Annotated in this window: 20 protein-coding genes; 12 read left to right on the forward strand and 8 right to left on the reverse strand. The window is 67.9% G+C overall.

Annotation, left to right across the window (positions count from 1 at the left end; all coding sequences use genetic code 11):
- The first annotated feature begins 33 nt into the window (after positions 1 to 33).
- The 4 genes from C8D78_RS10755 (at position 34) to C8D78_RS10770 (ending at position 4,387) form a co-directional block, all read left to right on the forward strand.
- Positions 34 to 1,011 (forward strand): aldose 1-epimerase family protein, encoded by a 978-nt coding sequence (locus C8D78_RS10755; RefSeq protein WP_120954077.1) that lies wholly within the window; start codon positions 34 to 36, stop codon positions 1,009 to 1,011.
- A gap of 171 nt (positions 1,012 to 1,182) precedes the next feature.
- Positions 1,183 to 2,496: an AI-2E family transporter gene (locus C8D78_RS10760; protein ID WP_120953542.1), complete on the forward strand. Its 1,314-nt coding sequence runs from the start codon at positions 1,183 to 1,185 to the stop codon at positions 2,494 to 2,496.
- A gap of 20 nt (positions 2,497 to 2,516) precedes the next feature.
- Entirely contained in the window at positions 2,517 to 3,755 is a 1,239-nt protein-coding gene (gene ilvA, locus C8D78_RS10765; RefSeq protein ID WP_120953544.1) for a threonine ammonia-lyase, read from the forward strand.
- Between the two features lie 8 nt (positions 3,756 to 3,763).
- On the forward strand, positions 3,764 to 4,387 hold the full coding sequence (locus C8D78_RS10770) for a rhomboid family intramembrane serine protease (RefSeq protein WP_425266687.1): 624 nt from the start codon (positions 3,764 to 3,766) through the stop codon (positions 4,385 to 4,387).
- A 171-nt stretch (positions 4,388 to 4,558) separates the two neighbouring features.
- On the opposite strand, the gene greA is transcribed toward C8D78_RS10770, so the two are convergent.
- The 3 genes from greA to C8D78_RS10785 all read right to left on the reverse strand — a co-directional run bounded on the left by greA (position 4,559) and on the right by C8D78_RS10785 (position 6,972).
- Positions 4,559 to 5,053 carry a transcription elongation factor GreA gene (greA, locus tag C8D78_RS10775; RefSeq protein WP_120953548.1) on the reverse strand — a complete coding sequence of 165 codons (495 nt, stop codon included), beginning with the start codon at positions 5,051 to 5,053 and terminating at the stop codon, positions 4,559 to 4,561.
- 175 nt (positions 5,054 to 5,228) lie between these two features.
- Entirely contained in the window at positions 5,229 to 6,323 is a 1,095-nt protein-coding gene (locus C8D78_RS10780) for an alkaline phosphatase family protein (RefSeq protein WP_120954079.1), read from the reverse strand.
- A gap of 196 nt (positions 6,324 to 6,519) precedes the next feature.
- The gene (locus C8D78_RS10785) at positions 6,520 to 6,972 is read right to left on the reverse strand and encodes a DUF4307 domain-containing protein (RefSeq protein WP_120953550.1); all 453 of its coding nucleotides are present in this window, start codon (positions 6,970 to 6,972) and stop codon (positions 6,520 to 6,522) included.
- Positions 6,973 to 7,158: 186 nt separating this feature from the next.
- On the opposite strand from C8D78_RS10785, the gene mca reads away from it, so the two are divergent.
- The 4 genes from mca to C8D78_RS10805 all read left to right on the forward strand — a co-directional run bounded on the left by mca (position 7,159) and on the right by C8D78_RS10805 (position 11,445).
- The gene (gene mca, locus C8D78_RS10790; protein WP_120953552.1) at positions 7,159 to 8,064 is read left to right on the forward strand and encodes a mycothiol conjugate amidase Mca; all 906 of its coding nucleotides are present in this window, start codon (positions 7,159 to 7,161) and stop codon (positions 8,062 to 8,064) included.
- Positions 8,065 to 8,193: 129 nt separating this feature from the next.
- Positions 8,194 to 8,559 (forward strand): hypothetical protein, encoded by a 366-nt coding sequence (locus tag C8D78_RS10795; protein ID WP_120953554.1) that lies wholly within the window; start codon positions 8,194 to 8,196, stop codon positions 8,557 to 8,559.
- Positions 8,537 to 10,783, forward strand: coding sequence for a thioredoxin domain-containing protein (locus C8D78_RS10800; RefSeq protein ID WP_120953556.1), 2,247 nt, complete (start codon positions 8,537 to 8,539; stop codon positions 10,781 to 10,783). The genes C8D78_RS10795 and C8D78_RS10800 overlap by 23 nt, the downstream gene beginning before the upstream one ends.
- On the forward strand, positions 10,780 to 11,445 hold the full coding sequence (locus C8D78_RS10805) for an HAD family hydrolase (RefSeq protein WP_120953558.1): 666 nt from the start codon (positions 10,780 to 10,782) through the stop codon (positions 11,443 to 11,445). The genes C8D78_RS10800 and C8D78_RS10805 overlap by 4 nt, the downstream gene beginning before the upstream one ends.
- Positions 11,446 to 11,629: 184 nt before the next feature.
- On the opposite strand, the gene trhA is transcribed toward C8D78_RS10805, so the two are convergent.
- The gene (gene trhA / locus C8D78_RS10810) at positions 11,630 to 12,346 is read right to left on the reverse strand and encodes a PAQR family membrane homeostasis protein TrhA (protein ID WP_208641935.1); all 717 of its coding nucleotides are present in this window, start codon (positions 12,344 to 12,346) and stop codon (positions 11,630 to 11,632) included.
- Positions 12,347 to 12,499: 153 nt separating this feature from the next.
- On the opposite strand from trhA, the gene C8D78_RS10815 reads away from it, so the two are divergent.
- Positions 12,500 to 13,261, forward strand: a complete 762-nt coding sequence (locus C8D78_RS10815; protein ID WP_120954083.1) for an isoprenyl transferase — start codon at positions 12,500 to 12,502, stop codon at positions 13,259 to 13,261.
- A gap of 233 nt (positions 13,262 to 13,494) precedes the next feature.
- Positions 13,495 to 14,934 (forward strand): RNA 5'-3' helicase PhoH2, encoded by a 1,440-nt coding sequence (gene phoH2 / locus C8D78_RS10820; RefSeq protein WP_120953560.1) that lies wholly within the window; start codon positions 13,495 to 13,497, stop codon positions 14,932 to 14,934.
- Between the two features lie 428 nt (positions 14,935 to 15,362).
- Here the strand turns inward: phoH2 and C8D78_RS10825 are convergent, their stop codons facing one another.
- Together C8D78_RS10825 and C8D78_RS10830 are read right to left on the reverse strand one after the other, a co-directional pair.
- Positions 15,363 to 16,013 (reverse strand): GNAT family N-acetyltransferase, encoded by a 651-nt coding sequence (locus tag C8D78_RS10825; protein ID WP_120953562.1) that lies wholly within the window; start codon positions 16,011 to 16,013, stop codon positions 15,363 to 15,365.
- Positions 16,014 to 16,108: 95 nt separating this feature from the next.
- On the reverse strand, positions 16,109 to 16,927 hold the full coding sequence (locus C8D78_RS10830) for a hypothetical protein (RefSeq protein WP_120953563.1): 819 nt from the start codon (positions 16,925 to 16,927) through the stop codon (positions 16,109 to 16,111).
- A 58-nt stretch (positions 16,928 to 16,985) separates the two neighbouring features.
- Here C8D78_RS10830 and C8D78_RS10835 point away from each other — a divergent pair, with 58 nt between their 5' ends.
- Both C8D78_RS10835 and C8D78_RS10840 read left to right on the forward strand, forming a co-directional pair.
- Complete coding sequence (locus C8D78_RS10835) at positions 16,986 to 17,543, forward strand: prepilin peptidase (RefSeq protein WP_120953565.1); 558 nt, start codon at positions 16,986 to 16,988, stop codon at positions 17,541 to 17,543.
- A 9-nt stretch (positions 17,544 to 17,552) separates the two neighbouring features.
- Positions 17,553 to 18,023, forward strand: coding sequence for an NUDIX hydrolase (locus C8D78_RS10840; RefSeq protein WP_120953567.1), 471 nt, complete (start codon positions 17,553 to 17,555; stop codon positions 18,021 to 18,023).
- Between the two features lie 93 nt (positions 18,024 to 18,116).
- Here C8D78_RS10840 and C8D78_RS10845 read toward each other — a convergent pair whose 3' ends face one another.
- Together C8D78_RS10845 and C8D78_RS10850 are read right to left on the reverse strand one after the other, a co-directional pair.
- Complete coding sequence (locus C8D78_RS10845) at positions 18,117 to 19,826, reverse strand: MDR family MFS transporter (RefSeq protein WP_244208356.1); 1,710 nt, start codon at positions 19,824 to 19,826, stop codon at positions 18,117 to 18,119.
- The gene (locus C8D78_RS10850) at positions 19,823 to 20,563 is read right to left on the reverse strand and encodes a TetR/AcrR family transcriptional regulator (protein WP_120953569.1); all 741 of its coding nucleotides are present in this window, start codon (positions 20,561 to 20,563) and stop codon (positions 19,823 to 19,825) included. The genes C8D78_RS10845 and C8D78_RS10850 overlap by 4 nt, the downstream gene beginning before the upstream one ends.
- Positions 20,564 to 20,654: the final 91 nt, after the last annotated feature.

Here is a 20,654-nt window from a genome sequence, read left to right on the forward strand (position 1 = left end):
TGCTTGCGTGGTGAGGGCTGTACGGTGGTCTCCATGGATCCCACAATCACACCCGCTTCGGCCGGTCCTGTATCCGCCGCCACCGGCGCCGTGCGGCGCTACGCCTCCGGGCGGCAGTACGAGCTCCGGCGCGGCGACGCCCTGGCCGTCGTGACCGAACTCGCCGCCGGCCTGCGGCTCTACAGCCGTGGCGGCACTGCCCTGACGGAGAGCTATGGCGATGCGGACATCCCGCCCGGCGCCACCGGGATCACCTTGGCGCCGTGGGCTAACAGGGTGGAGGACGGGGTCTGGTATCTCAATGGTAAAAAGATGCAGCTCGACATCACCGAAGTTTCCCGCAACAACGCCAGCCACGGGCTGCTGCGGAACTCGTCCTACGAACTCGTGGAGGAGGACGAATTCTCCGTCACCCTGGAAGCGGCCGTGTTCCCGCAACACGGCTACCCGTTCCTGCTGCGGCACCGGGTCCGCTACGAACTCGCGGAGGACCTGGGGCTGGTGGTGCGCCAGAGCCTGCTCAATGACTCCCAGGCTCCCGCGCCGTTCGTGCTCGGCGCGCACCCGTACCTGCGCCTGGGGGAGGTGCCCAGCGAGGAGCTCACGGTGAAGGTGGACGCAAGGACCCGGCTCGTGACCGACAGCCGCCTCATTCCGCGCAGCAGCGAACCGGTCAGCGGGGAATTCGATCTGCGCGGGGGCCGGCCGGTGGGAACCCTGGACCTTGATTCGGCCTATACGGACCTGGCGTTCGACGCCGGCGTGGCCCGGCACACGCTGAGCTCACCCGACGGGCGGACGGTGAGCCTCTGGCAGGACGAGAGCTGCCCCTACGTGCACGTCTTTGTGACCACGCAGTTTCCGGGCCGGGCGAAGGCGGCCGCGATCGAGCCGATGACCGGGCCCGCCAACGCGTTCAACAGCGGCGAGGGACTGCGCTGGCTCGCGCCGGGGGAACAGTTTTCCATGACCTGGGGAATCACGTCCTCGCTCACCGTCACGGCCGGCTGACGGGGGACGGGCTGACCGGGCGCTGGGTGCCGGGGCCGGTAGACCGGGGCCGGTAGACCCGCGAGTTGACCGCAGGCCGGCTGGCCCGGGCCAGTTGAACAGGCCCGGCATCTGGTACCTGTTGCCTGCGGCTGGTTTCCTATTACTCCGCCGCTGGGGAATTATGGGGCTATGACGCCAGCTGAGGACGCCGTACCCGCCACAAACCCCGCCCTTTCCGTGGCCGGGACCGGATCCCGGCCCGGGGCCCGGGTTTCGGCCGCCCGCGACATTGACCAGGACATTCCCTATGGCGTGCGGATCGCCGCCGCCTGGGCGTGGCGCACGGGACTCATCCTCCTCGTGATCGGGGGCCTGGTCTGGCTGCTGAGCCATGTCAGCTTCCTCATCATCCCGGTGATGGTTGCTGCACTCCTGTCCGGGCTCCTGAGTCCGGTAGCGCACTGGATGGCCAGGCGCGGCGTGCCCAAGGGGCTCGCCGTCGCCATCACGGTCCTGGGCTTTATCGGCGTCATCGTCGGTGCACTGACCCTGGTGGGCCGCCAGCTCACGCAGGGCTTGGGCGAGCTGTGGCAGCAGGCGCTCACGGGCGTGCAGCAGGTCCAGACCTGGCTGTCGGAGGGCCCGCTGCACTTGACGGCCGACCAGATCGACAAATATATCCAGGACGGTACCGCCGCGCTGCAGAACAACAGCAGCAGCATCCTCAGCGGCGCCCTGACGTTCGGGAGCACGGCCGGGCACTTCGCCGCCGGGTTGGTGCTGGCGCTGTTCGTGCTGATCTTCTTCCTGCTGGAGGGCGACAGGATCTGGGCCTTCCTGGTCGGTCTCATGCCCCGCAAGGCGCGCCGTGCCACGGACGGCGCCGGCCGCCGCGGCTGGGCCTCCATGGTCAGCTACGTGCGCATCCAAATGTTCGTCGCCTTCGTGGACGCCGTGGGAATCGGCGTCGGCGCCGCCATCCTTGGCGTGCCGCTCGCGCTGCCGCTGGGCGTCCTCGTCTTCCTCGGCTCCTTCATCCCGGTGGTCGGCGCCCTGGTCACCGGCGCCATCGCGGTGCTGCTGGCACTCGTCGCCAACGGGCCCGTCAACGCACTGATCATGCTGGCGATCGTGCTCGCCGTCCAGCAGCTTGAAAGCCACATCCTGCAGCCGCTGGTCATGGGCAAGGCTGTGTCCCTGCACCCCGTTGCCGTGATCCTGTCCGTCGCGGCCGGCTCCTACCTGGCAGGGATCCCCGGCGCACTGTTCTCCGTTCCGATCCTGGCCGTAGCAAACTCGTCGATTCGCTACATTGCGGGCAGAACGTGGGAACATGATGAAGTGCTGGCATCCGCCGGACCGGAGGGCAGCCCTGCCCCCGACTCCGGCGCAGACACCACCTTCACAGACGTCCACCTGCCGGGACGAACCCCCGGCCGCGAGGGCGCCGCACCCAACAGCGGTGCTCCGGGCAGCGATGCCGGACGGGGCACCGACGCCTGATCGAAGAAGGAGAACAGTTCGTGAATACCCTTGAGAGCCTGCCCGTCACGCTGGACGATGTCCTGGAGGCGCAGAAGCTGCTCGACGGGATTATTACGCGGACGCCCGTGGAATCATCGCGGGCCCTCGGCGGCATGGTGGGCGGCGAGGTCTTCCTCAAATGCGAAAACCTTCAGCGGGCCGGGTCCTTCAAGGTCCGCGGCGCCTATGTCCGCATGGCCAAGCTTTCCGATGCCGAAAAGAAGCGCGGCGTCGTGGCGGCCTCCGCCGGAAACCACGCCCAGGGCGTGGCTGTCGCGGCCAAGAGCCTCGGCATCAAGGCCCGGATCTACATGCCGCTTGGCGTCGCACTGCCCAAGCTTGCCGCCACCCGCAGCCACGGCGCCGAGGTGGTCCTGCACGGCCACAACGTGGACGAGGCGCTGGCCGAAGCCAAGCGCTATGCCGACGAAAGCGGCGCCGTCTTTGTCCACCCCTTCGACGACGTCGACGTCGTCGCCGGCCAGGGAACCGTTGGCCTGGAAATCCTCGAGCAGGTTCCCGACGTCGACACCATCCTCATGGGCGTCGGCGGCGGCGGCCTCCTGGCCGGCGTCGCCGTCGCCGTGAAGGCCCGCGCCAAGGAACTCGGCCGGGACATCCGCATCATCGGTGTCCAGGCCGAGAACGCGGCCGCCTACCCGCCCTCGCTCGCCGCGGACGCACTCGTCCCGCTGAAGAAGGTCTCCACCATGGCCGACGGCATCGCCGTAGGCCGGCCCGGCCAGCTGCCGTTCAGCATCATCCGCGAACTCGTCGACGACGTCGTGACCGTCAGCGAAGACGCCCTGGCCCGGGCGCTGATCTTCCTGCTGGAGCGCGCCAAGATGGTGGTTGAACCCGCAGGCGCCGTCGGCGTCGCGGCGTTGATGGAAGGCAAGATCGAAAACCCCGGAACCGTTGCCGTGGTTCTCTCCGGCGGCAACATCGACCCCATGCTGATGCTCAAAGTCATCCAGCGCGGCCTCTCCGCCGCCGGCCGCTACATGACCGTGCGGATGATGCTCGATGACCGCCCGGGCTCGCTGGCAACGATTGCCCGGATCATCGCCGAAAACGACGCCAACGTCACAGGTCTGGACCACACCCGGGTGGGCGGCTCGATCAGCATGGGCGACGTCTCCATAACCGTCAACCTGGAAACCAAGGGCCACGAGCACTGCAGCCAGGTCCTGGCGGCGCTGCGGGCCGAGGGGTTCCAGCCGATCGTGGTGCACTAGGGGCCGTGGTGACGGACTCGTCCCCGGACAGACGGCCGGAAACGGGGGACACCCCCGGGGCGCGGGCGCGCACAGGCCTGGTGGTGGTGGGCTCGTTCGTGGTGCTGCTGTACCTGATCGAGATCCTCAACACCGCCCTGTTCCATTCCCTGAACCGGACGTTCGGGCTGCGGCCGCGGAACCTCGACGGGATCCTGGATATCTTCACCTTCCCGCTCCTGCACTCCAGCCTCGCCCACCTGATGTCCAACACGCTCCCGCTGATCATCTTCGGGTTCCTGGTGTTCCTGTCCGGGTGGCGGGTCTTCATCATCGCCCTGGCCGCGAGCTGGCTGGCGTCCGGGATGCTCGTGTGGCTCATCGGCGGCACCAGTGTCACGGTGGGGGCGTCCGGGCTGGTCTTCGGACTCTTCTCATTCCTTCTGGTCCGGGGTTTCTTCAACCGGAACTGGTGGCAGATCGCGCTGTCCGTGGTTCTGTTCATGGCCTACGGCGGCATCCTCTTCGGCGTCCTGCCGACCGTGGCAAGCTACGTCTCGTGGCAGGCGCACCTGGGCGGGGCGATCGGCGGCGTCGCTGCGGCGCTGCTGCTGAGCACCCGGCGCCAGAGGGCGATACCCGCGGGGCGCTGAGCCGCCATACCGGGCCGCCGGAAAGCACGACGCCGGCCGGCGTCGGCCTCCCGGAAGACCGGAAACCACGACGCCGGCCTCCCCGCGAAGGGGGAGACCGGCGTCGTTAGTCCGATGCGGAACCGATCCTTTTCGGAACGGATCCCTATGGAACAAAAAGATGCTGCGGTGTTAGCCGGCGTACGGCTTGGCGGACAGGATCTCCACCGTGATGTCCTTGCCGTTCGGGGCGGTGTAGCTGAGCTGGTCGCCCGCCTTGTGGCCGACGATGGCCGCGCCGAGGGGGGACTTCTCGCTGAAGACGTCCAGATCCGAGTCGCCGGCGATCTCGCGGGAGCCGAGCAGGAAGGTTTCCTTGTCGCCGGCGATCTTGGCCACGACGATCATGCCCGGCTCCACGATGCCGTCATCGGCCGGTGCCTCGCCGACGTGGGCGTCGCGCAGAAGGACGGTGAGCTGGCGGATGCGGGCCTCGATCTTGCCCTGCTCCTCCTTGGCGGCGTGGTAGCCGCCGTTCTCCTTGAGGTCACCCTCCTGGCGCGCAGCTTCGATCTTCTGGACGATTTCTGCCCGGCCGGGGCCGGAAAGGTGGTCCAGCTCTGCCTTCAGGCGGTCAAAAGCTTCCTGGGTAAGCCAAGCCGCAGTTGCGCTGTTGGTGGTAGACACGGACTTCTCCTTCGGGTGGTCATACAAGCAAAGACCCCGCCACGGTGGCCACTTTTATGACGCAGTAACCAGCTCAGCGGGGGAAAGGTATTGGTCCATTGTAGTCAATGCTGTGGATAAACCAAAGAGCGCTGCGGTGCAGGTCACAGCGTGTTGCCGTCCGGCGTGCCCCCTGTCATGGTCCCGAGTTAAAGACGTCGGAGCCAAAACCGTCGATTCCGGGGGCGCCGGCATAGGCGAGGCGAGGCAGCGAGAAAATGTCTTCGATCGTGGCCAGCAGGCTGTAGTGGCTGTAGGTCTTGTCCGATGTTGTGCCGCCCCGGACGAAGGGGGAGAGCACCAAGGCGCCGACGCGCCCCCCGGCTGTTCCCCCGGGGACGCCCTTCGGACCTTGCTTGGCACCGTCAGCTTCGTCAAAGGTGATGACCAGCACCCCGTCCTGCTTGTAGGCCGGGGAGTCCAGAATCGCGGGGATGTGTTTCCGCAGCCAGACGTCGGAACTGACCAGGCCTCCCTCCCTGCCGTCCGCACAGGGACTGTCATGCCCGTCGTTGCAGAGGTTGGGGCTGATGTAGGAAAGGTTGGGGGTAGTCGCCACGGACTTGAGGTCACCGGAAAGTTCGGTGAAATCGACCACGTTCTTCTGGCAATCCGGGGAGGACGTGATGGCCGCGAAGTACACAAAGGGATTGTGCCGGGTGGCGTATTGATCACCCGGCGAGGCGTCCTGGTTGCTGTCCTCGGCCCCGGTCTCAGGGTGACGGCATGGACTCTTCATCCCCTCCATGTAGCCCTTCCACGTCTTACCGGCCGCACTGAGTTGCCCGGCGACGGTCGGCACCGAGGCGGGATAGATGCATCCGCTGCCCTTCACCTGCCCGGGATCGGCAGTGCCCGCCGGCACGAACGGGACATAGGTGCCGCAATCGTTGCGGGTCATGGGGTTGGAGGCCTGCCCCGAAATCTGCGCAATGTAATTAGGGGCTGAGTGATGGGCGATTGCGTAGTACTTCGAAAGCAACACGCCCTGGGAGCGCAGCGTCTCAGCGAGATAGGGGGCGTCCGAGCCGGGGCCCCAGGCCGAGTCGAATCCTTGATTCTCGAGATTAATCACAAACACATGCCCCGGGCGGTCCCCGCGGGCAGGCGCCTGGCTACCCGTGCCGGGCCCTGGCTGGCAGCCCGAAACCGCCAAGACCAGTGCCACGGCCAGCGCCAGGATGCCGGCAGCGCCACGGCCGATGGACTTTTTCGAGGTTTCGGGGTTCATGCGCATCCCGCTTTCATGTTGACGCGTGCACCAGTGGCGCTACGACGCCGTTTTGGTTCCGGCCCTGCCCTGGCAGCCGACAAGTCGCTGGCACCAGCATAGGGCGCCCGCCCGGGGATGTCGCTCCCTTGACAGGAAGGCCGCACTTGCCCCCGCGCCGTCCATTGAGGGGGCGTGAAGTCGGGCGTTGCCGCGCCTACTTTCCGGCGTCCGGAATCCAGCAGCTGTCCACGACGGCGGAGACCGCCTGCGATTCCGTGCGCAGCTGGGTGCTGTGGCCGGTGGTGTGTCCACCGTCGGTGCCGGCGTCGGCCCCGTTGGGCGCGATGTCCACCACCTTCCAGCCGACAATCGCGAACTTCGAATCCATGGCCTTGACGGCGCATTTCGCATCCGCTGCGGGGTCCTTGGTCACCTGAAAGTCGATTTCCGTCAGGGTCGCGTCGCGGGTGTTGTAGCCGATGTCCTTGAAGCTGACACTCGAGGTGGCTGCCGACGTCGATACCCAGACCAGAAAGGCGATGCCGACGGCGAGGGCGGCGATCAGCACGTTGCGTTTGCCCCTGCGGGTCAACGCGCGTTTTTGGCCGCCGTAACGATTGGCTAGGCTGGTAGGAGCCGGCGCGGCGGGCTGATCCTCGGAAGTCACCAGTCCAGTTTAGTGTGGATCGGACGGGGTTGTTTCCGCGGCGGCTGACCGTGCGGTCCCGGCCGCACCGGAGAGTCCACAGCACGGGCCGACTGCCAACCGCCCCAGCCCGTCCGCCCGAACACCATCCCGCCCGACAGATCCGCCCGAACAGAGCAGAACAGCAGAAAGAGGAGCCGTCCCACGATGACAGCATCCCCCAGCCCGTCAGCACCGCTTCGCCTGCTGGCGGTCCATGCTCATCCCGACGACGAATCGAGCAAGGGCGCCGCCACGATGGCCATGTACGCCGCCTCCGGTGTCGACGTCCTGGTGGCCACCTGCACCGACGGCTCGCGCGGCGATATCCAGAACCCCGTCATGGAGGGCCAGCCGCACCCCAAGCGGGACATGGCCGGGGCGCGCCGGCTCGAGATGGATGCGGCAGCCAAGGTCCTGGGCGTCCGGCAGCGCTGGCTCGGGTTCGTTGATTCCGGACTGCCGGAAGGTGACCCGCTGCCTCCCCTGCCGCCGGGGTGCTTCGCCCTGCAGCCGCTGGAACGGGCGGCCGCGCCGCTGGTCCGGCTGGTCCGGAACTTCAAGCCCCACGTGATCCTCAGCTACGACGAGAACGGCGGCTATCCGCACCCGGATCACATCATGGCGCACCGGGTGGCCGTTGAGGCCTTCGAGGCGGCCGGCGACCCCGCACGCTACCCGGGCGTCGGCGAGCCCTGGGCGCCCAGCAAGCTCTACTATGACCGTGCTTTCAGCCCGGACCGGTTCCGCGCGCTCCACTCCGCCCTGGAGGAGGCCGGACTGCAGTCCCCGTATGCCGAGCGGCTGGCCGCCTGGCTGGAGGCGGATGCCGAAGGGCACACCCCGCCGCCGCCGACGCACCCCACCACCACCCAGGTCCAGTGCGGGGATTTCTTCGAAGCCCGCGACGCGGCCCTTCGGTCACACCGCACCCAGGTGGACCCGGAAGGATTCTTCTTCGCGGTGTCCGCGGCCATGCAGCGCAAGGTCTGGCCGTGGGAGGACTACTCGCTGATCGAGTCCCGCATTCCGGTTGAACTGCCCGAAACTGACCTCTTCGCCGGTCTACGATAGACGGGATAGAATTCTTCTATCGCCCGTAGAAAAGGCGCGTTAGAAGACCGCGTTAGAAGACGCCGCAGAAAAGGCGCTGCAGTACAGGCGCCCAAGAAAAGACACCGGTTTCCACAGAAGGTTCTCACCGTGCATTCCTTGCTCATTGCTCTGGCAACAGCCCCGGCGCCAACCCCTACGCCGTCGCTGCGACCGGGCCTGTCCGAGGACCAGGTCACCCCGGGTTTTCTGGGCTTCCTGCTGACGGCTTTCATCGTGGTGCTGACTGCGGTGCTGATCGTGGACATGGTCCGGCGCATCCGGAGGGTCCGCTACCGGGCCCAGGTCGAGGCCGAGCGTACCGAAGCTGAAGAAGCCGCCGGAACCACCGGGGCATCTGGCACAGAGTTCCCCGCCGACGGCACCGCGTTCCCTGCCGACGGCACCACGTTCCCGGCCGACGGCCGGGTTTCCCGGCCGGAAGTCAACGGCGATGCGGGATCCGGAAACCGCTAGCAGCTCTTCCCCGGGTCCGCTGTCCGGGGCCTCGAATGCCCTGGCGGCGGAGCCTTCCGCATACCTGCGCCAGCACGCCGGCAACCCGGTGCACTGGCAGCCGTTCGGCGACGCGGCCTTCGCCGCGGCGGCCGTCAGGGACGTGCCGGTGTTCCTTTCCATCGGCTACGCGGCCTGCCACTGGTGCCACGTCATGGCACACGAGTCATTCGAGGACCAGGGCACCGCTGATTACCTGAACGACCACTTTGTCTCCATCAAGGTGGACCGGGAGGAGCGTCCCGACGTCGACGCCGTCTACATGGCCGCCACCCAGGCCATCAGCGGCGAGGGCGGCTGGCCGATGTCGGTCTTCCTCCTGCCCGACGGGCGGGCGTTCCACGCCGGCACGTACTTCCCGCCCCGGCCCATGCCGGGCCGTCCCTCCTTCCGGCAGGTCCTGGAAGCGGTCGATGAGGCGTGGCGGGAGCGCCGCGGCGCCGTCGAGGCCAACGCCGCCGCCCTGGCGAGCGGCATCGCCGCGTCCCAGCCCGCCGCGGCGGTACGGCTCGAAGTCCCGTCCGAACCCCTGGACGCCGCGGTCCTTGGCGAAGCCGTAGCGGCCTTGTCCCGCTCCGAAGACCAGAGTCATGGCGGCTTCGGCGCCGCGCCGAAGTTCCCGCCCTCGGCAGTGCTCGAATTCCTGATCCGGCATGCGGCCGTGCCGCCGGAAGCCGCTGGCCCCGACTTCTCTGGCCCCGACTTCTCTGGCCCCGACACCGCGGCGGCGGCCCGGGACATGGCGGGGCGCACCCTGGCAGCAATGTCCCAATCTGCGTTGTTCGACCAGCTCGACGGCGGGTTCGCGCGGTATTCGGTGACGCGGGACTGGTCCGTTCCGCATTTCGAGAAGATGCTTTACGACAACGCCCAGCTGCTGCGCGTCTACGCCCACTGGGTGCGTCTGGGCGGCACCCCCGAGTACCCTGCCGCGGAGGCCGCGGACGTCGCCGGCCGCACCGCCGACTGGCTCCTGGCCCGCCTCGGACTGCCGGCTGAGACGGCGGCCGGGCCGCAGACGCCCCCGGGGCCGGACACGGACACGGCGGTCGGAGCCCTGGCGTCGTCGCTGGACGCCGATACGGTCGTCGCCGGCGTGCACGCCGAAGGCGCCACCTATCTGTGGACGCCCGCCGGACTTGAGGAACTGCTGGGCCCCGCGGACGGTGCCGCCGTGGCGGCCCTCATGAACGTCCGCACAACGGGGACCGTGACCGCCGACGGCTCGCCGCTGCATCCGGGCCGGGAGATAACCGGCGAGGACGCCGAGCTGTGGCGGCGGGTGCGGCCGCTGCTGGCAGAGGCCCGCAGCGGACGGCCCCAGCCCGGCCGGGATGACAAGGTGGTGGCCGGCTGGAACGGACTGGCCGTCGCGGCCCTCGCCGACGCCGGCGCCGTCCTGGGCCGGCCGGAGCTCGTGGCCGCCGCGGAAAGGATTGCCGCCTACCTTGAGCGCGTGCACTGGCGGCCCGCCGGGGACGGCCCAGGCCGGCTCACGCGCGTGTCCCACGGCGGGGTAGCGCGCGGGATCGGGGGCCTGCTGGAGGACTATTCTCTGTGCGCCGAAGGGCTGTTCGCGCTTTACGCGGTCACCGGGCGCACCCGCTGGTATGGCCTCGCCGCGGACCTGCTGGACGCGGCCTGCGAGCGGTTCGCGGCCGACGGTGGGCTGAAGGACGCCGCGGGGGAGTCGGCGCAGGTCACCGCAGCCCAGGGCGGCCGGGACGGGCTGGATCCGTTCGACAACGCCACTCCCAGCGGAGCCGCCGCATTGGCCGGGGTCCTGGTGACCCACGCCGCCCTGTCCGGCTCCTCGGAGCACCGTGCCCTGGCCGCCAACATCCTGACACTGCTGCCCCCGCTCGCGCTCCGGGCGCCCCGGGTGGCCGGCTGGCTCCTCGCGACCGCCCAGGCCGCCCTCGCCGGCCCAGTCGAGGCCGCCGTCGCCGGGCCGGACTCGCCCGAACGGGCGGCGCTCCACCACGAGCTTCTGCTCTCGGCCAGCCCGGGGCTGGTGATCGCGGTCCAGGACGACGCCGCCGCCTGGCCCGTGCCGCTGCTGCGCGGCCGCGGCGCGGCTCCCGACGGGGCACCGCGGGTGTTTCTGTGCCGGGGCATGGTCTGCGACAGCCCCACGGGTTCCATCCAGGGGGTGCGTGAGCGCCTGGCTAGGATGGCCTCATGATTTCTCACAACGGCTTCGAACTGGTGGTCTTTGATTGCGACGGCGTCCTGGTGGATTCGGAGGTCATCTCGATCCGGGTGGACCAGCGGGTGCTGGCAGATCTGGGCTGGGAGCTGGAGCTGGATGAAATCGTGGAACGATTCGTCGGGAAGTCCGAGGCGCACTTTGTTGCCGCCGTCGAGCAGAAGTTAGGTGTCCGGCTGGACGAGGGCTGGGACCGGGACTACGGCCACTGGTACAGGGAGGCGTTTGAGCGCGACCTCGAAGCGGTCGACGGCATCGAGGAGGCCCTGGACGGGCTGCCCCTGCCGCACTGTGTCGCCTCCAGCGGCAGCCACGACAAGATGCGCCGGACCCTGGGCAAAACGGGCCTGCTGCACCGCTTCCAGGGCCGCATCTTCAGCGCCACGGAGGTGGCCAACGGCAAGCCGGCGCCGGACTTGTTCCTCCATGCCGCGGAAAGCCTTAACGCCGCGCCGGAGCGGTGCGCCGTCGTCGAGGACAGCGCCTACGGGGTCCAGGCCGCCCGGGCGGCCGGCATGCACGTGTTCGCGTATGCCGGCGGCGTCACCCCGGCCGAGCGGCTGGCCGGTCCCGGGACCACGGTGTTCTCGGACATGCGGCTGCTGCCCGAACTCATCGCGGCGGGCCGCCCCGGCTGAGCCGGGGATCTCGACGCCGGGTTTCCGCACCTTTGAAGCCGGCGCCCGGCGTGTCGGGCCGAACCCGCCGGTGATTTCCGGCACCGCCGTCCAAAGGTGGGGAGATTCGGGGAAGCAGGGAGGCCATGATCAGCTCCTGGCCGCAGGGAGGCCATGATCAGCTCCGGACCGCAGGGAGGCAGGCTCAGCTCAGGACCGCGATGGCAATGGCGATGTAGTGCGCGGCGAACGCGAGCACCGTGAGGGCATGGAACAGCTCGTGGAAGCCGAAGTGCTCGTAGCTGAAATTCGGCTTCTTCAGGGCGTAGAAGACGGCCCCGGTGATGTACAGGGCGCCCCCGACGCAGATCAGCACTGCCGATGCCGCGTTGGCGGCGAAAAAGTCCGGCAGGTAGAACAGGGCCCCGCAGCCCAGCGCGATATAGATCGGCACGTAGAGCCACCGCGGAGCGTTGGTCCACAGCACGCGGAAGAGCACGCCGAGGATGGCGCCGGACCAGATGACCCACAGCAGCAGCTCGGCCTTCTGTCGGTCCAGCAGCGCCCAGGCAAGCGGCGTGTAGCTTCCGGCGATCACCAGCATGATGTTCGTATGATCCAGCCGCTTCAGGACGATCTTGACCCGCGGGGACCAGTTCCCGCGGTGATAGACGGCGCTGACGCCGAACAGCAGGACGCCGGTGACGGCGTAGATGGCGCAGGCGATCTTCAGATCCGGCGGGGCCAGGACCACCAGCAGCAGCCCGGCGGCCAGCGCCAGCGGCGCGGTCACGGTGTGGATCCAGCCGCGCCATTTGGGCTTGATCATCAGCAGTTCGGCAAGACGGACAGCGGCATCGTCCACCGGCGTCCCCTTCTTTTCCCGACCCTCCGGCCGAGGTTCCAGACTGTTGCTTTCCATCCCGCAATAATAACCTACGCACTAGTAAGTTACCGGTGGGTAACAAGTAGTCGGGCATGCTTCGGTGGCAGTCCTGCAAGCGCCAGCGGGCTCCGGCAGGTAGCCTAGGATGGCACTGATCAAGTACCTCAAGGAAGCCAGGTGAATCTCCGGATGGAAATGCCCGGGTTCCTCTACGGCTTTTACGAGCGCAAACTCCAGCGCTCCCTGGACCCTGATCGGATCCCTCGGCACATCGGCGTCATGGTCGACGGCAACCGGCGCTGGGCCCGCCAGTTCAACGCCCCCACAAGCCAGGGGCACCAGGCCGGCGCGGACAAGATCCACGAGTTCCTGGGCTGGTGCCAGGAGCTCGGCGTCAAGGTGGTCACCTTGTACATGCTCTCCACGGACAACATGAACCGCTCCGGCGAGGAGCTGGACCTCCTGATGGGCATCATCGCCAACACCCTGGACCGGTTGGACGAGGACGCCGAAATCTCGGTGCATGCCATGGGCGCCCCCGAACTGCTGCCGGACTACCTCGCCGAGCGGCTGAACAACCTAACGGCCCGCACGCCGGCGCACGAAAAGCTGCACGTCAATGTCGCCGTCGGCTATGGCGGACGGCGGGAAATCGTCGACGCCGTCCGGGAACTGCTGCACGACGCCGTCGCCCGGGGTGCGGACATCGGAAAACTGGCCGATGACCTCACCGTGGATGACATCTCGCGGTTCCTCTACACCCGGGGCCAGCCCGACCCGGATCTGGTGATCCGGACCTCCGGGGAGCAGCGGCTTTCCGGGTTCCTGATGTGGCAAAGCGCGTACAGTGAGTTTTACTTCTGCGAGGCCCTGTGGCCGGCGTTCCGCAAGGTTGACTTCCTGCGCGCCCTGCGTGATTACGCCGGCAGGCAGCGCCGCTTCGGCGCCTGAGCCGTTCACGCGGAGTTCACAAAGCGGCAACAAGAATCGCCGAAAAATAAACGGACAAACCCGGCCCCTGAGACGTAGGTTAATCCCATCGGAGGGCAACTCGCCGGCCGATCGGGGAGGCCAGTACATGGAGCGGATGTTCGCACCGGGTGTATGGGAGGCCGCGTCCGGCCTCCAGGCCGAGCCGCCTCACCAATAACAAATCCGGGCATTGCCCCGGGGCTGGAGTCGATGTGGCTATTTCTGAGCAACTGCCCGATGTCATTTCCGACCAGGGACAGAAAGCTACCTCTCGCGCCAAGCGAGCCACCTCAAAGACCGGTGCAGCGACTTCCGCTGCGGCCGGTCTTGCTGTTTCCGGGGAAGGAACAGAAATCCGGGGCACGGCCCGCAGTTTCGTGATCGATACCTCCGTGCTGCTCTCCGATCCGCGGGCCCTCCTGCGTTTCGCCGAGCATGAGGTCATCCTGCCGATCGTCGTCATCACCGAACTCGAAGGCAAGCGCCACGACCCTGAACTGGGCTACTTTGCGCGCAAAGCGCTTCGACTGCTCGATGACCTGCGGCTGGAGCACGGCGGCCTGGACCGTCCCATCCCGCTCGGCCACGACGGCGGCACGCTCATGGTGGAGCTGAACCACATCTCCGCCGAGGTGCTGCCCGCGGGCTTCCGCGGGGCGGACAACGACAGCCGCATCCTCGCCGTGGCCAAGAACCTGGCCAACGAGGGCCGCGACGTCACAGTGGTGTCCAAGGACCTGCCCATGCGCGTCAAGGCCTCCGCCATGGGGCTGCTCGCCGACGAATACCGCAACGAACTGGTCAAGGACTCCGGCTGGACCGGCGTCGCCGAGCTCGATGCTGACGAGGAAGAGGTCGCGACCCTCTACGGGCACGAGCCGGTGTTCATTCCGGCGGCGGCCGAGATGCCAACCAACACCGGACTGGTCCTGCTGTCCAACCGCGGCTCGGCCCTCGGGCGCGTAGGTGCGGACAAGCAGGTGCGCCTGGTCAAGGGCGACCGCGACGTCTTCGGACTCCATGGCCGCTCGGCCGAACAGCGGCTGGCGATCGACCTGCTGATGGACCCGTCCGTCGGCATCGTGTCTCTCGGCGGCCGCGCCGGCACCGGCAAGTCCGCACTGGCCCTGTGCGCCGGCCTCGAAGCCGTCCTGGAGCGCCGGGAGCACCGCAAGGTGATCGTCTTCAGGCCGCTGTATGCGGTGGGCGGCCAGGAACTCGGCTACCTGCCCGGATCTGAGGCGGAAAAGATGAACCCCTGGGCGCAGGCGGTCTTTGACACCCTGGGCGCACTGGTCAGCCAGGAGGTCGTGGAGGAAGTCATGGACCGAGGCATGCTAGAGGTCATGCCGCTGACCCACATCCGCGGACGCTCGCTGCACGACGCCTTCGTGATCGTTGACGAGGCGCAGTCCCTGGAGAAGAACGTGCTCCTGACCGTGATGAGCCGGATCGGACAGAACTCGAAGATCGTCCTGACTCACGACGTCGCCCAGCGTGACAACCTCCGGGTCGGACGGCACGACGGCGTGGCGGCAGTGGTCGAGACGCTCAAGGGGCACCCGCTGTTCGGCCACGTCACCCTGACCCGCTCGGAGCGCTCGCCGATCGCGGCCCTGGTGACGGATCTGCTCGAGGGCGCGGAGATCTAGGCGCGTCCCGGGTTGGGGCCGTGGTCCGGTTTGCCGCTGGGTTCACCGGGCCACGGCCTTTCGCCTTGGTTGGGTTTGCCGTGGTTGGGTCCGCCGGACCACGGCCTTTCGCCGTCGCTTAGACACGTCGCATGGGACCCGCTACGGTCGCGGGGCGACCTCCGGGATCCGATGCGCCGCGATGCGCTCCTTTGCGAAAGACCGCGTCCCGGCTTGGTGAGCGTCCCACTTCTGCGGGGCTGCGGTGTCCCGCAAAGGAGCGCATCGCCGACCAAAGCGCAGCGAAGGTCGCCCAGCGACCGCAGCGCAGCGACGGGAGGTGTCTAAGCGACGGCGGGACGCCGCCGCACCGCAAACCCAACCACGGCAACCCGGCGAGGGTGAGGTGGCTAAGCGACGGCGGGGCGCCGCTGCAGGGCTGTTGCTGTTCAATTCTGGATGTTCAGGTACCGGGCCGTGGCTTCGTGGCCTTTTACTTGGAGGTTCCAGTCGGGGCGTTTGAAGGTGGCCGGGGTGAGGCGGACGTTCTGGACTTCCTGGGTCTTGCCGCCCCACGAGGCGCGGGTGACGCCGTTGAGCTCGTAGCCGAGGGAGCGGGAAACGCCCAGGGACTGCTGGTTCCAGGCAGCTGCCTCGGATTCCGCGACTTCTGCGCCCAGGTAGTCGAATGCGTACAGCGCGACGGCGGCCCGCATCTCCTTGCCGAGGCCGCGGCCCTGGCGGCTCTGGCGCAGCCAGGACCCGGTGCCGACCGTCTTCAGCGCCGCGAAGTCCTTGGCCGCGATGTCCTGGCAGCCGACGAATTCGTCCTCGTGCCAGATGCCGAGCAGAAGAGTCCAATCCTGGGGGCTCATGCCGCCACGGCACCGCCAGTACCACTGCGCCATGTTGGTTCCTAGCTCGCTGGGCGGGGCTTCGGTCCACGGGTTGCTGAACGGGTTCCGGCCCGGCTCGTGCACGCCGCTAAGGGCGGCCTCGACAGCAGCCGGAATGTCCCCGTCCCGGATGGGGCGCAGCTCGAGGCGCGGCGTGCTCAGGGTGAGGCCGAAAGGGGGCCAATAGTCGGCTGGATCAGTCATCGGGGAAGCCTAGCGGTGCGGGCCGGTCGGTGCCAGTCACACCGCTGTGGCCCGGGCCGCCGGACGCCGGTCACACCGTGGCGCCGCCCGGCCGGCTACTCCGCCGGGACGTCCCAGCTGATGTGGCGGCGGACGTCTGTGAGGTTCATGGATTCGGCCAGGAACAGATCATCGAGCATGTACTCGTCCACGCCCACGATCCTGAGCCAGTGCCCGTAGCCCGGCCCGTCGCCGGCAGGGCCGTCCAGCCAGCGACTTGCAACGCAGACACCGGTGCCGACGTCGATCCTCAGCAGCGTGCGCCCGGGCCGGCAGAGCGGGGCCGAGGGATCGGCGGGACGGTACGAGGGGTTCGGGCTGACCGTGGTTTCCAGGGCGGGCCGGCCCTCGTGGTCAACGTCCGTGATGGCACCAAGCTCCACGGCGTTGGCGTTGGGGAACTCCAGCGGGACGGGGGAGTTCCCTGCGAGCTCCACCGGGTCCAGGGCGGCGGCGAACCGGCCGTTTCCGAAGGACGGCTCGCCGTAGGCTGCCTCCGGCCGGCGGCGCACCAGCCCGTCGTCGTCGTACACCGGGGTGACCAGGTTCGGCGGCAGGAGCCAGGTCTTCCTTGTGGAACTGACATACAAGCCGCCGCGTGAATCGTTGATGCCGGTGGTGCTGCCGATCACCAGGCCGCCGGCTGTCTCCAGCCGCAGGGCGCCGGGCCTGCGCAGCCACGCCCTGACGAGGTCATCGGGGGCAGCCGGCGCGGAGCTCTCGGAGCCGGTGAGGGGCCGGTCCAGGTACTCGAACCTCAGCGACTGCCACTTCCAGGGTGAGGACCGGCACAGATGCCGGAAGGCCGCAGCCGGATTCGCCGGGCCGCGTGGCGCGAGCGGCCCGCGCCCGTTCCTGCTGTCCCATGCCGCCATATCCACAGTTTACGCGCGGGCGCCCACGGGCCGGATGAATATCCAGTAGCATCCGAGAGTGATCCAACGACTCGGCACCCTGGGCGCCGCCAACCCGCTGGCCTTCTGGCTCGTCCTGGCCGCGTGCGCCTACTTTGCCCTCATGGCCGTTCGGCTCACCGTGATCGATGTCCGGCACCACCTGCTGCCGGACCGGATCGTTTTTCCGTCCTATGCGGTGGCCGGCGTTCTTCTCCTGGGGGCGGCCGCCAGCCAGCTGTTTCCGCTCGGCCCCGCAGTTGCGGGCCTGCCGGATGCCGGGCTGTTCGGCGTTCCGGGGCTGCGCGTCCTTGCCGGCGGGGCAGTCCTCTGGCTCTTCTATTTCGTGCTGCATGCGGTGTATCCGCCGGGCATGGGCTTCGGCGACGTGAAACTGGCCGGTGTCCTGGGAATGTACCTGGGTTTCCTGGGCTGGGGGCACGTCTTTGCTGGGACCTTTGCCGCGTTCCTGCTCGGCGGGCTCTGGAGCCTCGGGTTGCTTGCCGCGCGGCGGGGCACGCTGCAGTCGGCCATTCCCTTCGGGCCATTCATGCTGGCCGGCACCGCGGCCGCCATGGTGCTGATACCGGCCGGTTAGGCTGGCGTCATGGCCACCCCGGAATTCATCCTGAGACTGCGCGAGAAGATCGGACACGAAGCCCTCTGGCTCCCGGGAGTCAGGGGAGTGGTGTTCGACGACGACGGCCGGGTGCTGCTTGGCCAGCGGGCCGACAACGGGCAATGGGGTCTCATCACGGGAATCCTCGAACCTGGCGAGGAGCCCGCGCCGGGCCTGCTGCGCGAAGTCCTCGAAGAGACCGGCGTGGTTGCCGTTGCCGAGCGGCTCGTCTCGGTAGACGCCGTCGGTCCCACCCGCTATCCCAACGGCGACGTGTGCCATTTCCTGACCTTGGTGTTCCGCTGCCGTTTCGTTTCGGGAGAGGCCCGCGTCAACGACGACGAATCCCTCGACGTCGGCTGGTTCCGGCCGGGGGACTTCCCGGAACTCATGCCTGGACACCTGGAGATGATCCGCCGGGCCAGTGACCCGGCCGGTGAAGTCCACTACTGGAGCTGACCTGTACCGGAACGCAGCCAGGGGCGCCGCACCCCCAACGATTGCGGCGCCCCTGGCGTCAGTGGCCAGCGGCTGAGTCCCGAGTCCCGAAGGTCAGCAGCGTGAGCGGGTGAGTTCGCCGTCGTTCCCGCTTCCGGCAGACCCGTCCGCCCCGGCGGGGTCCTTGTGGTCCGCGCTGTCCGTGGCACCGAGGCGGGCAGCGGTCCGTTCCGCCTCCAGCCGCTCGGCTTCCTCGCCGCCGACCGCCTCTCCGCGGGCCACCATTCCGGCGGTGTCCGAGAGCGGGATCTGCTTGAGGGTAATGGCCAGGATCAGCGCGATGCCCAGGAACGGCAACAGGTACCAGAAGACGGGCGCCAGCGAATCCGCGTAGGCGTTGACGATCGCGTCCTTCAGCTGAGCGGGCAGCTGGCTGAGCGTCTGCGGGTCCATCGTCCGGGTGGACTGCGAGGCCTGCTGGGCCGACGCCCCGGCGCCGGTGAAGGCCTTGGTGAGGGATTCGGCAAGCCGGGTGGTGAAGATGGAGCCGAATACGGCGACGCCGAGGGATGCGCCGACCTCGCGGAAGTAGTTGTTGGTGCTGGTCGCCGTGCCGATCTGGTCCGCCGGCACGGAGTTCTGCACCACCAGGACGATCACCTGCATGATCGAGCCGAGGCCGGCGCCGAAGATGAACAGCTGTACGCAGATGACCCAGATGGGGGTGGCGGCGGTGAGCGTGGTCAGCCACAGCATGGCCGCGATGGTCAGGGTCGCCCCGAGGATCGGGAACATCTTGTACTTGCCGGTCTTGGAGATCCGGATGCCGGAGAGGATGGCCATGCCCATGAGCCCCACCATCATGGGCAGCATCAGCAGCCCGGATTCCGCGGCGGAGGTCCCGGAGGACATCTGCAGGAAGGTGGGAACGAAGGCGATTGCGGCGAACATGCCCAGGCCCAGGGTAAAGCCAATGGCCGTGGAGTTCACGAAGATGCGGTTCTTGAACAGGCTCAGGGGAATGATGGGGTCCTCGGCCCGGCGCTCCACCATGACGAAGGCGGCGGCAGCGATCACCAGCCCGGCGCCGAAGGTCCAGGTCAATGGGGAATCCCAGCCCTCGTCCTTCTTGCCGCCGAAGTCGGTGAAGAAGATCAGGCAGGTGGTGGCGGCGGAGAGCAAGAGCACGCCCAGGATGTCGATGCGCTTCTCGGCCTTCTTGTTCGGCAGCGTCAGGGTGAACCAGGCAATGGTGAAGGCGGCGATGCCGATCGGGATGTTGATGTAGAACGCCCATTCCCAGGTCAGGTGGTCCACGAAGAAACCGCCCAGCAAAGGTCCGGCGACGGCGGAGAGGCCGAAGATTGCCCCCAGCGGTCCCATGTATTTGCCGCGTTCCTTGGCCGGAACGATGTCGGCGATGATGGCCTGGGACAGGATCATCAGGCCGCCGCCGCCCAGGCCCTGGACGGCGCGGAAGATCACGAAGCCCCAGAAGTCCGTGGCGAGGGCGCAGCCGACGGAGGCGAGGGTGAAGAGCCCGATGGCCACGAGGAACAGGTTGCGGCGTCCCAGGATGTCGCCGAATTTTCCGTAGATCGGCATCACGATGGTGGTGGCCAGCAGGTAGGCCGTGGTGATCCAGGCCTGGTGCTCGACGCCGCCGAGTTTGCCGACGATGGTGGGCATGGCGGTGGACACGATGGTCTGGTCCAGGCTGGAGAGCAGCATGCCCGCGATAAGGGCGGAGAAGATGATCCAGATGCGTTTCTGGGTCAGCAGCAGCGGCTCGGCTGCTGGCTTGGTGCTGACGGCGGCGCTCATTGCGCTCCTTCGGAAGGGTCGGACGGGGAGGAATTGGACTCGGTGGAATTGGACTCGGTGGGCTTGGACTCGGCGGCCGGGGGCCCGCCGGCCTGGGCCGGATCGAACGGCAGGGAGAAGAGCGTGCGGGCGGCGGCAACGTTCTCCAGCAGCAATTCCTTGTACGGGCGAGCATTGCCTTCGGAGAAGTAATCGGCGCTGGTCCTGCGGGCGATGTTTCCGAGCAGGACCACAGCCATGCGGACCACGGGATGGCCGGCCGGGACGCCTTCCCTGGCCGCCAGCATCCGGGCGAACTCCGCCTCGCGTTCCTCCGTGGCGCCGATGATCCGGAGCATCAGCTGGGGTTCCTTCTTGATCACCCCGATCAGCTGGCGGGTCTCCTCCTCGGAGCCGCTCATCCTTTCGGCCAGGTCCAGCGACAGCCGCACTAGATCGGACAGCAGCGAGGCCGAGATTTCCCCGGCGGGCGAGTCTGCGCCACCGGCCATGAAGCGTTCAACCGCCTCTTGGGGAAAGTCGTCGTCGACGTGGCCGAGGATCGCGTCTTCCTTGGCGGGGAAGTAGTTGAAGAACGTGCGGCGGGAAATGCCGGCCTGCTCGCAGACCTCCTCCACGGTGTAGCCGTTGAGGCCCCGCTCGGCGGTCAGGGAACGCGCGACGGCGGTGATGGCCGCGCGCGTCGCGGCCCGTTTGCGCTCGCGGAGGCCCCCCGGATTAATTGCACTCTGTTCCATAAAGTGTATTTTTGCACTTAATTATGATTAGTGCAAAAGAAGATGCCCTCGACTGCCGGCGGCCGGTGGCGGCTGCTGGCGGAAATATTGT

It is taken from the genome of Arthrobacter oryzae (assembly GCF_003634095.1).
Lineage (GTDB): Bacteria > Actinomycetota > Actinomycetes > Actinomycetales > Micrococcaceae > Arthrobacter > Arthrobacter oryzae.